This window comes from Vibrio sp. 10N.286.48.C11, assembly GCF_041469805.1.
GTDB lineage: Bacteria > Pseudomonadota > Gammaproteobacteria > Enterobacterales > Vibrionaceae > Vibrio > Vibrio crassostreae_C.
Window position 1 is genome coordinate 37478 of sequence record NZ_JBFRLK010000015.1, and the last position, 13365, is coordinate 50842.

Sequence of the window (13365 nt, forward strand, 5' to 3'; positions counted from 1 at the left end):
TAGGGTAATTCTGTCGAATTAATATCTAGTATAGATAGGTTTAGATAAAATTTGATACTGAATATTAAAAAGTTGTAGTATATTTTTTTGCAAGGAAGTAATAAGGTGGAATAAAAAATGGCAGACAATTATAAGAAGCCGTCCAAGGAACTAGATCGTATTGACCGCAACATTCTTAATGAGTTGCAAAAAGACGGTCGTATCTCAAACGTTGAACTCTCAAAACGAGTAGGACTTTCTCCAACTCCATGTCTTGAACGTGTTCGTCGTTTAGAACGTCAAGGTTACATTACTGGGTACACAGCGTTGCTGAACCCACAGTACCTTGATGCTTCACTTTTAGTGTTTGTTGAAATTACGTTGAACCGTGGTGCGCCAGATGTGTTCGAACAATTCAACACCGCTGTGCAGAAACTGGATGACATCCAAGAGTGTCATTTAGTGTCGGGTGATTTTGACTATCTTCTAAAAACACGTGTATCTGATATGGGTGCTTATCGTAAGCTACTGGGTGATACGTTACTTCGTCTACCGGGCGTAAACGACACTCGAACTTACGTAGTAATGGAAGAAGTGAAACAAACCAATCAACTTGTGATTAAAACTCGTTAGTCACAATTGGTGAAATGAAAGAAAGCGGACATTTGTTCCGCTTTCTTGCTTTCTGGAATTGGGTTTTTCTGTTTGATATGGTTAAATCAACAGTAGTTTCATTGAAACGAGCGGCTTTGGCCGCTCGAGATGTTTTTATCCCGTTTAATTATTAAGTTGGTTTATGTTCAAGCAGAGCAGTAATAAAGTAGAAACAATCATTAAAACGAGTGAAGAGCCTCAGTCTCCTCGTTTGAGTGGTTCTCAACGTCTCAAAGAGTGCAGTCTGATTCTCGGTGTTCTCTTCTCTATTCTACTTGCCGTTGCGTTATTAACTTTTAGTCCTGCAGACCCATCATGGTCGCAAACGGCGTGGGGTGGTGACATTCAAAATGCGGGTGGCTACCTAGGTGCTTGGTTGGCGGATACGCTTTTCTTCGTATTTGGTTCTTTGGCTTACCCTTTGCCTATCTTAGTGACGGTTGCTGCGTGGGTATTATTCCGCAAACGTAATGAAGACGAGCAGATCGACTTCATGCTGTGGGGCACTCGCTTACTTGGCCTGACTATCCTAATTCTTACGAGTTGTGGTTTAGCGGATATCAACTTTGACGACATCTGGTACTTTTCATCCGGTGGCGTAGTGGGCGACGTCTTAACAAGCCTTGCTCTTCCAACGTTGAATGTTCTTGGTAGTACGCTGGTTCTTCTTTTCTTATGGGGGGCTGGCTTTACTCTATTAACCGGTATTTCTTGGTTAAGTATTGTGGAATGGTTGGGTGAATGTGCCATCAAATTCTTCACGTCTGCTGTTAATAAGGCTCGTGGACAAGACCAAGAGCTGCTTGAGCCTCAATTAAGAGAATCAGCAGACCGCGATTTAATCGAAGAACGTCATCACCAGCATCAAGCGCCAACTTACCGCGATGTTCCTGCTATAGAAGGCAACAAAGAATCAACAGAGCATGATCCGCTAGATCCTGCGATGAGTTTTTCTGCGACCAATGATTCGTCAGACGTGGCGACAAATGCGCGAGACAATGCTGCATCGCCGAAGCGTCATTACAATATTCATATGCCTGTCGATGCTCCTGCGAAACAAGAAGCTCCTGTTCATGAAGAACTACAGGTTCAGCCTCAAGCGGTAATTGAATCAGAGCAACCGATCCCTGCAGCGCCTGTTTACCAAGCGCCAGAAGAGCCGTTAGAAGAAGGTATTGAGCGCTCTAAACAATTGAATGCAACAATAGAACAGCTAGAAAATGCGGCCATTTATGAAGGTGATCTAGCGGAACAAGATCAGGTCGACGCGCATGATTCTCAGGTTGCTTACCAACAATACATGCAGAACGAACAACCAGAAGTTAGCCCTGCTCATGCTGACCTTAGAAGTGCTGAACCAGAATTTGATAGGCCACCACAAGTAAATGGCGAATTTGGTTCTGAAGATGTTCAACCTGAATCTTTATACGCTTCACCTATGGGCGAGCCAGAAGCAACCGTGGAAGACGATTTCTCTGCACAACCTTCACCGTTTGATGTTACGGAAGAGCAAAGCTACCAACAGGGCTCAGAGCTTGAATCAGAACAGGCTGAAGCTGAATTAGCTGACGCAGCATTAATCGAAGAACAGTTTGAACCTTTCCCTTATCAAGAAGAACATTCAGAACCTGAACAGCCAACAGCACAAAACCTAGAGCCAACTGTTGATCTTCCTTGGGAAGAAGTAACGGAAGAAGAACCTGCGCATCAAGATCAAGATCAAGATCAAGATGTCGCCGCATTCCAAAGCATTGTTTCTGAAGCCCAAGCGAATATGGCAGCGGCGCAGAATCCGTTCTTGGTTCAACAAGATGTTAATTTACCTAAGCCTGCTGAGCCATTACCCACGCTTGAATTGTTATTCCACCCTGAAAAGCGTGAAACCTTTATTGACCGTGATGCGCTAGAGGCAATTGCTCGTCTTGTTGAATCTAAGCTAGCGGACTACAAGATCAAAGCAGACGTTGTCGACATTTTCCCAGGTCCAGTAATCACTCGATTCGAACTTGATCTGGCTCCAGGTGTGAAAGTAAGCCGTATTTCTGGCCTTTCTATGGACTTAGCGCGTTCGCTCTCTGCATTGGCAGTACGTGTCGTAGAAGTGATTCCGGGTAAACCTTATGTTGGCTTAGAACTGCCGAATATGAGTCGCCAAACGGTATTCTTCTCAGACGTGGTTGCTAGCCCTCAGTTCCAAGAAGCGAAATCGCCAACGACAGTGGTTCTAGGACAAGACATCGCTGGTGAAGCCGTTATTGCTGATCTATCGAAAATGCCTCACGTTCTGGTTGCAGGTACAACCGGTTCTGGTAAGTCGGTAGGTGTGAACGTAATGATTCTGAGTATGCTTTACAAAGCATCACCGGAAGATGTTCGCTTCATCATGATCGACCCGAAAATGCTTGAGCTATCGGTTTATGAGGGTATTCCTCATCTATTGTCTGAAGTGGTAACCGACATGAAAGATGCGTCGAACGCCCTTCGTTGGTGTGTTGGCGAGATGGAACGACGTTATAAGCTGATGTCAGCATTAGGCGTTCGTAACATTAAAGGTTACAACGATAAGCTTAAGATGGCAGCGGAAGCGGGTCACCCAATTCACGATCCACTGTGGAAGCCGGGCGACAGCATGGACCCAGAAGCGCCATTGCTTGAGAAACTGCCTTACATTGTGGTTATCGTTGATGAATTTGCCGACCTAATCATGGTGGTTGGTAAGAAGGTTGAAGAACTGATTGCACGTTTGGCACAAAAAGCACGTGCGGCGGGTGTTCACTTGATCCTAGCGACGCAACGTCCATCAGTGGATGTTATTACTGGTCTTATTAAAGCGAACATTCCAACCCGTGTGGCCTTTACGGTATCAACTAAAACGGATTCACGAACTATCCTTGACCAAGGTGGTGCGGAATCACTATTGGGCATGGGTGATATGCTTTACTTGCCTCCTGGTTCTAGCCATACAACTCGTGTTCACGGTGCCTTTGCATCTGATGACGATGTACACGCAGTCGTGAATAACTGGAAAGCGCGTGGTAAGCCAAACTATATTGATGAAATCACCAACGGCGAACAAACCCCAGAAACCTTGCTTCCGGGTGAGAAGATGGAAGGTGATGAAGAGGTCGATCCTCTGTTTGATCAAGTGGTAGAACACGTTGTTCATTCACGTCGTGGCTCAGTTTCAGGCGTACAGCGTCGATTCAAGATTGGCTACAACCGTGCTGCACGTATTGTCGAGCAACTTGAAGCTCAAGGTATCGTAAGTGCTCCAGGTCATAACGGTAACCGAGAAGTCTTAGCACCAGCGCCACCAAAAGATTAGTTCCGGTAGGAACTCATAACTATTCAGTCGGTCAAATCGAAAATATGACCGACTTATGTTCTAACAGGATTATTGATGAAAAAAGTATTCGCACTTTTATTTATGAGCTTCTCAGTGTTTGCTTCTCCGAAAGAAGAGTTGAGTAGCCGCTTGGCATTAAACGCAGGCTTCAGCGCTGACTTTAAACAAGTCGTGACCAGCCCTGATGGTGATGTTGTCATGGAAGGCGAGGGCACGGTAGAGATTGCTCGCCCTAGCTTATTCCGCTGGGAAACCACTTTCCCTGATGAAAACCTATTGGTATCTGATGGCCAAAGCTTGTGGTACTACAGCCCGTTCATTGAGCAAGTGAGTATTTATTGGCAAGAGCAAGCGACATCGCAAACACCTTTTGTCTTGCTTACACGTAACCAAGAAAGCGATTGGGATAACTACAACGTCGCGCAAACAGGTAACCAATTTACACTAACACCAACGGCAGCGGACTCTAATCAGGGTGACTTCCAGATTAATATCACCGAGAAAGGCATTGTTCAGGGCTTTAATGTGATTGAACAAGACGGTCAAAAAGGTGAGTTTACCTTTAGCAATGTTGACTTGGGTAAACCTGCAGCAGACCGTTTTACTTTTGTGGCGCCGGAAGGTGTCGAGGTCGACGACCAAAGAAACTGATCTAAAGAAGCAGATCGTTTGGTAGTACGTCGATAGGCATTAATGCCATCAACGAATCAAGAGATTGCAATTGAGTAATTACAGCTTAGATTTTGCGGGGGACGAAGATTTTCGTCCCCTTGCTGCTCGTATGAGACCGGAAACTGTCGAACAGTATATCGGTCAGCAGCATATATTAGGCCCAGGTAAACCACTTCGCAGAGCATTGGAAGCGGGTCATATCCACTCGATGATTTTGTGGGGGCCTCCGGGCACCGGTAAAACGACGTTAGCCGAAGTAGCGGCAAACTATGCGAATGCAGAAGTTGAACGCGTATCGGCGGTAACTTCGGGCGTAAAAGACATTCGTATTGCGATTGAAAAAGCGCGTGAGAACAAGCAAGCAGGGCGCAGAACCATCCTGTTTGTGGACGAAGTCCATCGCTTTAACAAAAGTCAGCAGGATGCTTTTCTGCCTCATATCGAAGATGGTACCGTGACCTTTATTGGTGCGACGACAGAAAACCCTTCTTTTGAGTTGAACAACGCTTTGTTGTCACGTGCGCGTGTCTACAAACTGACTTCTCTCAATACCGAGGATATTTCCCTCGTCATCCGCCAAGCGATTGAAGATAAGCAACGTGGGTTAGGTGATGTGCCTGCTGATTTTGCTGATAATGTTTTAGATCGCCTTGCAGAACTGGTTAACGGCGACGCGCGTATGTCGCTTAATTATCTTGAACTGCTGTATGACATGGCAGAAGACAACGATAAAGGTGAGAAATCGATAACCTTGCAGCTGTTGGCTGAAGTGGCCGGTGAGAAAGTCGCTCGTTTTGATAATAAAGGCGATATTTGGTATGACCTAATATCTGCAGTTCATAAGTCAATTCGTGGTTCAAACCCTGATGCGGCTTTATATTGGTCGGCACGCATGATTGCGGCAGGTTGCGATCCTCTGTATATCGTTAGACGCTTGCTGGCGATTGCTTCTGAAGATATTGGCAATGCTGACCCTCGCGCAATGCAAGTCGCGATGTCGGCTTGGGATTGTTTTACACGTATTGGTCCTGCTGAAGGGGAGCGTGCGATTGCACAGGCGGTTGTTTATCTCGCGTGTGCACCAAAGAGTAACGCCGTTTATACAGCTTGGAAGCAAGCGTTAACAGACGCGCACAATCTGCCTGAATATGAAGTCCCTCATCATTTACGGAATGCCCCCACAACTTTGATGAAGGACATGGGCTACGGGCAAGAATACCGTTATGCTCATGACGAACCTGGAGCCTACGCGGCTGGGGAAAAGTATCTGCCTCCTGAAATGGGAGAGAAGCAATACTATTTCCCAACAAAACGAGGCTTAGAGACCAAAATTGGCGAGAAGCTAGATTATCTGGCGGATTTGGACGCAAAAAGCCCACAAAAACGCTATGAAAAGTAGTCTTTTTTGGATATCGTTACCTAGTCATAAAAATTCAATTAAATCGTTAGGAATTGGTCGAAATAGCACCAGTTTTAGGGGTTTAGCAGTGATTCAGTAGCAAACTACTGAATATTCAAATAACTAAAGCATAGGATTAGCAATGCTGGATTCTAAATTACTTCGAGCTGAGCTGGATGAAACAGCGGCAAAATTAGCACGTCGAGGCTTCACCCTTGATGTAGAGACAATTCGTGAACTTGAAGAAAAACGTAAGTCCCTTCAGATGAAAACTGAAGAGCTACAAGCGTTACGTAACTCTCGATCGAAGTCCATTGGTCAAGCGAAAGCAAAAGGCGACCATGAAGAAGCTGAGCGTATCCTTGCAGAAGTAGGCAACTTAGGCGCAGAACTAGACCAAGCTAAAGTAGCATTGGCTGATCTTCAATCTGAGCTAGAAACGATCACAATGTCTATTCCTAATCTACCTGATGCAGAAGTGCCAGATGGTAAAGATGAAGACGACAACGTAGAAGTTTCTCGTTGGGGTCAACCTAAGGCTTACGACTTTGAAGTGAAAGATCATGTAGATCTTGGCGAAATGTCTGGCGGTCTTGATTTTGCTAGCGCAGTTAAAATCTCTGGTTCTCGTTTCATCGTGATGAAAGGCAAATTCGCACGCCTACACCGTGCTATTGCTCAGTTCATGCTGGACCTTCACACTGATGAGCACGGCTACACAGAAATGTACGTACCGTACCTAGTGAACCACGATAGCCTTTACGGTACTGGTCAACTTCCTAAGTTCGGCGAAGACTTGTTCCACACAAGCCCGCTAACTGAGCAAGTAAGTGATGTGCCTCTTAAGACTCTATCGCTTATCCCTACTGCGGAAGTACCGGTAACGAACATGGTTCGTGACACGATTACTGATGAAGCTGAACTGCCACTTAAGATGACAGCTCACACGCCATGTTTCCGTTCTGAAGCGGGCTCTTACGGTCGTGACACTCGTGGTCTTATCCGTATGCACCAATTCGACAAAGTTGAACTAGTACAAATCACTAAGCCAGAAGACTCAATGGCAGCACTTGAAGAGCTAACAGGTCACGCTGAGAAAGTACTTCAACTTCTAGAGCTTCCTTACCGTAAAGTGATTCTATGTACAGGTGATATGGGCTTCGGTTCTGCGAAAACTTACGACTTAGAAGTATGGGTTCCAGCACAAGAGACTTACCGTGAGATTTCTTCTTGTTCAAACATGTGGGATTTCCAAGCGCGTCGTATGCAAGCTCGTTTCCGTCGTAAAGGCGAGAAGAAACCTGAACTTGTACACACACTAAACGGTTCTGGTCTTGCTGTTGGTCGTACTATGGTTGCTATTCTTGAGAACAACCAAGAAGCTGACGGTCGTATTGCTATCCCAGCTGTACTTCAGCCATACATGGGCGGCGTAACGCACATCGGTTAATCGTTCGACGATTTAGTGAGTTCATAAATTATTGAAAACCCAGCCTATTGGCTGGGTTTTTTATTATCTGAAAAATATATTGGTGCGTTCGTTGACTACTTTCACCTAAATATTATTACGAAAAAGTAATAGTGTTTTATTATTTTTGCATATTATTACTTAATTGTAATGTGGCTATAATGTCCTCTTACCGCGGTAGGTAAAGATTTTCTCGTTTATGTACAGAGGAGGGCTTATGGCCGTAGGATGGGCTGGAGACGATAGTGTCAGCCAGCAAATACAAAATACCATTGATGATGAGATCTCTCGTGTAAGAGGAAACCTTCGAGGTGGTGAGAGTTTGCGTTATTGTGATGAGTGTGGTGATGAGATACCGGAACAAAGACGACTCGCGATCAAAGGCGTTCGTTTGTGTATCGAATGTCAGTCAATATTAGAGCATGACGCACATCGACATTCATTGTTTAACCGTCGAGCAAGTAAAGATAGCCAATTACGTTAAACTGACGGTTACCTTCAAAACAGTTAAGGCCTTACTTTTATGTAAGGCCTTTAAGTTTAATTAAGTGATTTATTATTGAAGATATATAGAAATAATCATCGCTCTTGTTCAGAACAATAAACGCATTATTTAATTACTATTTAAAGCAATGAGCATTTTGTAATGCAGTGTCGATAGCAGCGACCAATTGCTCAATATGTTGTGGTTCGCTAATAAACGGAGGCATCATATAAATTAACCTTCCGAACGGACGAATCCAAACACCTTGCTCAACAAAATGAGCTTGAATGGTTTCCATATCGACAGGTGTGTGTGTTTCAACAACGCCAATCGCTCCTAGCCAGCGTACGTCTTTTACAAGATCATGCTCTCGTAAAGGTGGCAGTAATTCAGAGAAGAGCTGTTCGATCTGTTGAGTCTGATTTTGCCAATCGCCTCGCTCTATGATCGACAAGCTTGCCGCACCGACTGCACAAGCTAATGGGTTCCCCATAAAGGTTGGCCCGTGCATAAAGCAGCCCGCTTCACCGCCACATACCGTATCAGCGACTTCTTTGCTCGCCAGTGTTGCTGAAAGGGTCATGTAGCCACCAGTCAGCGCTTTGCCGACACATAAAATATCAGGTTGAACATCGGCATGTTCACAAGCGAACAGTTTGCCTGTGCGGCCAAACCCGGTAGCAATCTCATCCAAGACCAGCAATACGTTGAATTCATCACACAGCAATCGAACCTGTTTTAGGAACTCAGGGTGGTAGATGCGCATACCGCCAGCACCTTGGACAATTGGCTCCAAGATCACGGCTGCGACTTCTTGATGATGTGTTGCTAGCTTTTCACGGAAGCTGTTTATGTCGTTAGCGTCCCATTGTTCCCAAAAACCTGTTTTCGGTGAATCTGCAAAAATGTGTTCAGGCAAAAAGCCTTTGTAGAGGCTGTGCATCGAGTTGTCCGGATCGGTCACCGACATCGCAGCGAACGTGTCACCGTGATAACCATCTCTCAGCGTTAAGAATTTAGAGCGAGGTTGTCCTTTCGCATGCCAAAATTGAAGTGCCATTTTCAGGCTCACTTCTACGGCAACTGAGCCTGAATCGGCCAAGAATACATGTTCAAGATTACTTGGTGCTAGGTTGAGAAGCTTCTTACATAAATCGATAGCCGGCTGGTGGGTGATGCCACCAAACATTACGTGTGAAACCTTATCGATTTGGCTGTGCGCAGCTTTATTTAAGACCGGATGATTGTATCCGTGGATTGTTGACCACCAAGAAGACATACCATCAATAATTCGATTTCCGCCCTCTAGTTCTAGGTAAACGCCGTCTGCATTGGTGACTGGGTAGCAGGTCAGAGGTGTTAACGTTGATGTGTAGGGATGCCAGATATGCTGGCGATCAAAGGCGAGATCCATAGTAACTTCCATTCTTGGTGTGATTAAAAAATAACCAGATGTAAACTTTTGATATTATCAATGTGTTGACAGTCTAAAGCTTGTCGGTAGACTAGCCAAGCATAAATGCAAACTCTAGACGCAGAGTTGTAACATCAAAAAAATAAAAAAAAGGATCGACACGTGGAAGTTCGTCATGACTGGACAGTTGCTGAAGTAACAGCGCTGCTTGAAAAACCGTTTATGGATTTAATGTTTGAAGCTCAAGTCGTTCATAGACAGTACCAAGAGCACAACCACGTGCAGGTGAGTACGCTTTTGTCGATAAAGACAGGTGCTTGTCCTGAAGATTGTAAGTACTGCCCTCAAAGTGCTCACTACCGAACGGATGTCGACAAAGAACGCTTAATGGAAGTTGAGCGTGTTTTGGATGCAGCGCAAAAAGCCAAGAATGCGGGCTCAACTCGTTTTTGTATGGGCGCTGCATGGAAAAACCCGAAAGAACGCGATATGCCTCACCTAACTGACATGATCAAAGGTGTGAAAGGCATGGGTCTAGAAACCTGTATGACACTGGGCATGTTAACGCCGGATCAAGCAGGTGAGCTAGCCGACGCAGGTTTGGACTACTACAACCATAACCTTGATACGTCTCCAGAGTTTTACGGCAGCATTATTACCACTCGTACTTACCAAGATCGTTTAGATACGCTATCTCACGTGCGTGATGCCGGAATGAAGATCTGTTCTGGTGGCATCATCGGTATGGGCGAAAGCACCAATGACCGCGCAGGCCTTCTTGTAGAACTGGCGAACCTTCCAGTACACCCTGAAAGTGTACCAATCAACATGCTTGTAAAAGTGAAAGGCACACCGATGGAAAACGTCGATGATGTCGAGTCTTTCGACTTCATTAAGTTGATTGCGATTGCTCGTATCATGATGCCAATGTCAGCGGTTCGTCTATCTGCAGGTCGCGAGAATATGAATGAACAGATGCAGGCGATGTGCTTCATGGCTGGCGCGAACTCTATCTTCTACGGTTGTAAGCTACTGACTACGCCAAACCCAGATGAAGACACGGACATGCAGCTGTTTAAGAAGTTAGGCATCAACAGCCAACAAGTGGCTCAGAAGCCTGATGAAATTCAAGAAAACGAACTGTTAGATCAAGTAGTGGAGCGCGTTGCTGCTCGTCCAACGAAAGATGACATGTTCTACGATGCCACTGTTTAAATCCCGTATCAAAGATGCCCTTGTTCAACGCCGTGAGCAGGGGCTAACTCGTCAACTTAAAGTGCTCGAAAACAGTAATGGTCCTTTGCTTAATTGCGAAGGTTCTCGCTTTATTAATTTTTCGAGTAATGATTACCTAGGCTTGGCGAACGACCCTGAATTGGTAGAGGCGTGGCAAGCGGGGCTTTCCCTTTATGGTGCTGGCAGTGCGGCATCGCCATTGGTCACGGGTTTTAGTCCTGCTCATAGAAATTTAGAAGCTCAGCTGTGTGAATGGTTGGGCTTTGAACGTGCGATTCTCTTTAGTTCTGGTTTCAGTGCGAACCAAGCCTTGTTGTTTTCTCTGCTCGAAAAAGACGACTCTCTGCTGCAAGACAAGCTTAATCACGCCTCTTTGATGGAAGCGGGGATGCTTTCTCATGCAACCATGAAACGCTTTAAACACAACGACACGCAGCATCTAGAGTCTCTATTAAGCCGATCTCTACAATCCTTGGTCGTCACTGAGGGCGTATTCAGCATGGACGGCGATCAAGCGCCTCTCAGCCAGATATCTAACCTGACTCATCAATACGACAGTTGGTTGGCGGTTGATGATGCCCACGGTATCGGCGTATTAGGTGATAAAGGAGCTGGGAGTTGCAGTGCAGCACAAATCTCCCCCGATATTTTGGTGGTGACCTTTGGCAAAGCATTTGGCGTTTCTGGTGCTGCGATTCTTTGTTCGTCAGAAGTGGGTGATTACTTAACTCAGTTTGCTCGTCATCATGTGTACTCGACGGCGATGCCACCTTCACAAGCGGTGGCTTTATCTCATGCCTGTAAGATGACTCAAACTCAAGAGTGGCGCCGAGAAAAGCTGACTGAGTTAGGGTCTCTCTATGCAGAGCAGGTGAGCGGCTTGAAAGGCTTTGTGGATACTCAGACTCCGATTAAGCCATTTGTGATAGGTGAAGCACAAGCGGCATTATCAATAGCTGAAGAGTTAAAGCAAAACCAAGTTTGGGTGACCGCAATAAGGCCGCCAGCCATACCTGCTGGAACTGCTCGATTACGAATCACGTTAACAGCTAACCATAGCCCAAAACAGATTCTCCAGTTAACCAGGTCGTTGCATCAAGCCATTGAACGAAACATCGACTTAAGCACTGAACCGGGTATCCATCCAAGCTTTGAATCAAATAAAGAGGCTCAGTAAATGTCACAAGAAGCAGTAGTGCATAATTACGTTGGCCAAGATAAGAGTGCGATTGCCGAAGCCTTTGGTAAAGCGGCAACAACCTATGACAAACACGCTGAATTTCAACGCGATGTTGGCCACCGATTACTGGATAAATTACCCAGCGATCTGTCAGGCTTTAAGGTGCTGGATCTAGGTTGTGGTACTGGCTATTTCTCCGAGCAACTTGTAAAACGAGGCGCCGAAGTGGTTTGCGCTGATCTTTCTGTTGGAATGCTAGCAACAGCAGAGAAGCGGTGTGGTGCATCTGTATCTTTATATCAACAAGCCGATGCCGAACAATTGCCGTTTGAAGATGGGTGCTTTGACATCGTTTTCTCTAGCCTTGCGTTGCAATGGTGTGACGATTTGTCGTCGCCTTTGAGAGAGATGAAGCGTGTTACAGCGGCTGGTGGGCGTGTTATTTTCTCAACTTTGCTTGATGGGTCGCTGTTTGAACTGAAAAAGTCGTGGTCCAAAATTGACGCACATCAACACGTTAACCATTTTATTACAATCAATCAGGTAAAAATTGCGTTAGCGCAATCTAGCTGTACCGTTCATCAACTAGACTTGCCCACCATCACCGTTTGGTACGACACTGCGTTTGAACTGATGCGCGACCTTAAAGGTATCGGCGCTAATCACGTAAGTGGTCGCTCACAAGGTTTAACAAGTCGTCGCATGTTGCAGCTTGTTGATCGGGAATATCGAGAGTTTAAGAACCATCAAGGTTTCTTACCAGCAACATATCAAGTTTGTTTAGGGGTTATTCAATTATGATTGATGCATTATTCATTGCAGGTACGGATACCGAAGTGGGAAAAACTGTGGTTTCAAAAGCGATTCTTCAAGCTTTGGCCGCACAAGATTTATCAACAATTGGTTACAAGCCAGTTGCTGCAGGGAGTGAAAAATCCCCTGAAGGACTACGTAATAGTGATGCACTGCATCTTCAAGAAGCGGCGACGCAAGATATTGCTTACGAAGACGTCAATCCATACGCGTTGTTGCTACCATCATCGCCTCACATCGCTGCTAAGCATGATGGTGTTGTAATTGATGAGGCGGTATTATCAGCGAAGCTAGAAGAGCATAAGAAAAACTCTGACATCGTGTTAGTTGAAGGTGCTGGTGGTTGGCGAGTCCCGGTTTCAGACGATGAATATCTTTCTAGCTGGGTTAAAAAAGAGCAACTGCCAGTGGTACTGACTGTGGGTATTAAACTTGGTTGTTTGAGCCACGCTCTATTAACGGCAGAAGCGATTCGTGCTGATGGCCTAAACCTAGTAGGTTGGGTCGCAAACCGTATCAATCCAGGTACTGAGCACTACGCAGATATTATTGCGATGCTTGAAGATAAGTTAGGTGCACCTAAGTTAGGTGAAATCCCTTACGTCCCAAAAGCGAAGTCTAAAAACATTGGTAAGTACATTGATGTGCAGCCTTTGCTTGCGCTTTAATTACCACGTTATGTACTAAATAAGAAAAGGGCTGCGATTGCAGCCCTTTTGC

The 13365-nt window shown here is 45.4% G+C and carries 11 protein-coding genes; 10 read left to right on the forward strand and 1 reads right to left on the reverse strand.

The window, feature by feature from the left end; all coding sequences use genetic code 11:
- The first annotated feature begins 117 nt into the window (after positions 1-117).
- The 6 genes from lrp to AB4209_RS05395 all read left to right on the forward strand — a co-directional run bounded on the left by lrp (position 118) and on the right by AB4209_RS05395 (position 8002).
- Positions 118-612, forward strand: coding sequence for a leucine-responsive transcriptional regulator Lrp (lrp, locus tag AB4209_RS05370; protein ID WP_004734558.1), 495 nt, complete (start codon positions 118-120; stop codon positions 610-612).
- Between the two features lie 163 nt (positions 613-775).
- Complete coding sequence (locus tag AB4209_RS05375; protein ID WP_372055081.1) at positions 776-3958, forward strand: DNA translocase FtsK 4TM domain-containing protein; 3183 nt, start codon at positions 776-778, stop codon at positions 3956-3958.
- A gap of 75 nt (positions 3959-4033) precedes the next feature.
- Positions 4034-4630: an outer membrane lipoprotein chaperone LolA gene (lolA, locus tag AB4209_RS05380; protein WP_048668726.1), complete on the forward strand. Its 597-nt coding sequence runs from the start codon at positions 4034-4036 to the stop codon at positions 4628-4630.
- Between the two features lie 64 nt (positions 4631-4694).
- A complete protein-coding gene (locus tag AB4209_RS05385) occupies positions 4695-6050 on the forward strand; it encodes a replication-associated recombination protein A (RefSeq protein ID WP_276605534.1) in 1356 nt (451 codons plus the stop codon).
- 142 nt (positions 6051-6192) lie between these two features.
- Complete coding sequence (serS, locus tag AB4209_RS05390; protein WP_048658298.1) at positions 6193-7500, forward strand: serine--tRNA ligase; 1308 nt, start codon at positions 6193-6195, stop codon at positions 7498-7500.
- A gap of 235 nt (positions 7501-7735) precedes the next feature.
- The gene (locus tag AB4209_RS05395; RefSeq protein ID WP_048658302.1) at positions 7736-8002 is read left to right on the forward strand and encodes a DksA/TraR family C4-type zinc finger protein; all 267 of its coding nucleotides are present in this window, start codon (positions 7736-7738) and stop codon (positions 8000-8002) included.
- Between the two features lie 136 nt (positions 8003-8138).
- Here AB4209_RS05395 and bioA read toward each other — a convergent pair whose 3' ends face one another.
- The gene (gene bioA / locus AB4209_RS05400; protein ID WP_372055084.1) at positions 8139-9416 is read right to left on the reverse strand and encodes an adenosylmethionine--8-amino-7-oxononanoate transaminase; all 1278 of its coding nucleotides are present in this window, start codon (positions 9414-9416) and stop codon (positions 8139-8141) included.
- 162 nt (positions 9417-9578) lie between these two features.
- Between bioA and bioB the strand changes: the two genes are divergently transcribed.
- From bioB to bioD, 4 genes are read left to right on the forward strand one after another with little or no spacing between them, the layout of a single operon-like run.
- Entirely contained in the window at positions 9579-10631 is a 1053-nt protein-coding gene (bioB, locus tag AB4209_RS05405) for a biotin synthase BioB (protein ID WP_016792500.1), read from the forward strand.
- The gene (gene bioF, locus AB4209_RS05410; RefSeq protein WP_017060253.1) at positions 10618-11829 is read left to right on the forward strand and encodes an 8-amino-7-oxononanoate synthase; all 1212 of its coding nucleotides are present in this window, start codon (positions 10618-10620) and stop codon (positions 11827-11829) included. The genes bioB and bioF overlap by 14 nt, the downstream gene beginning before the upstream one ends.
- Positions 11830-12633: a malonyl-ACP O-methyltransferase BioC gene (gene bioC, locus AB4209_RS05415; RefSeq protein WP_017072119.1), complete on the forward strand. Its 804-nt coding sequence runs from the start codon at positions 11830-11832 to the stop codon at positions 12631-12633.
- Positions 12630-13313 (forward strand): dethiobiotin synthase, encoded by a 684-nt coding sequence (gene bioD, locus AB4209_RS05420; RefSeq protein WP_017060255.1) that lies wholly within the window; start codon positions 12630-12632, stop codon positions 13311-13313. Before bioC ends, bioD begins: the two co-directional genes overlap by 4 nt.
- Positions 13314-13365 lie beyond the last annotated feature (52 nt).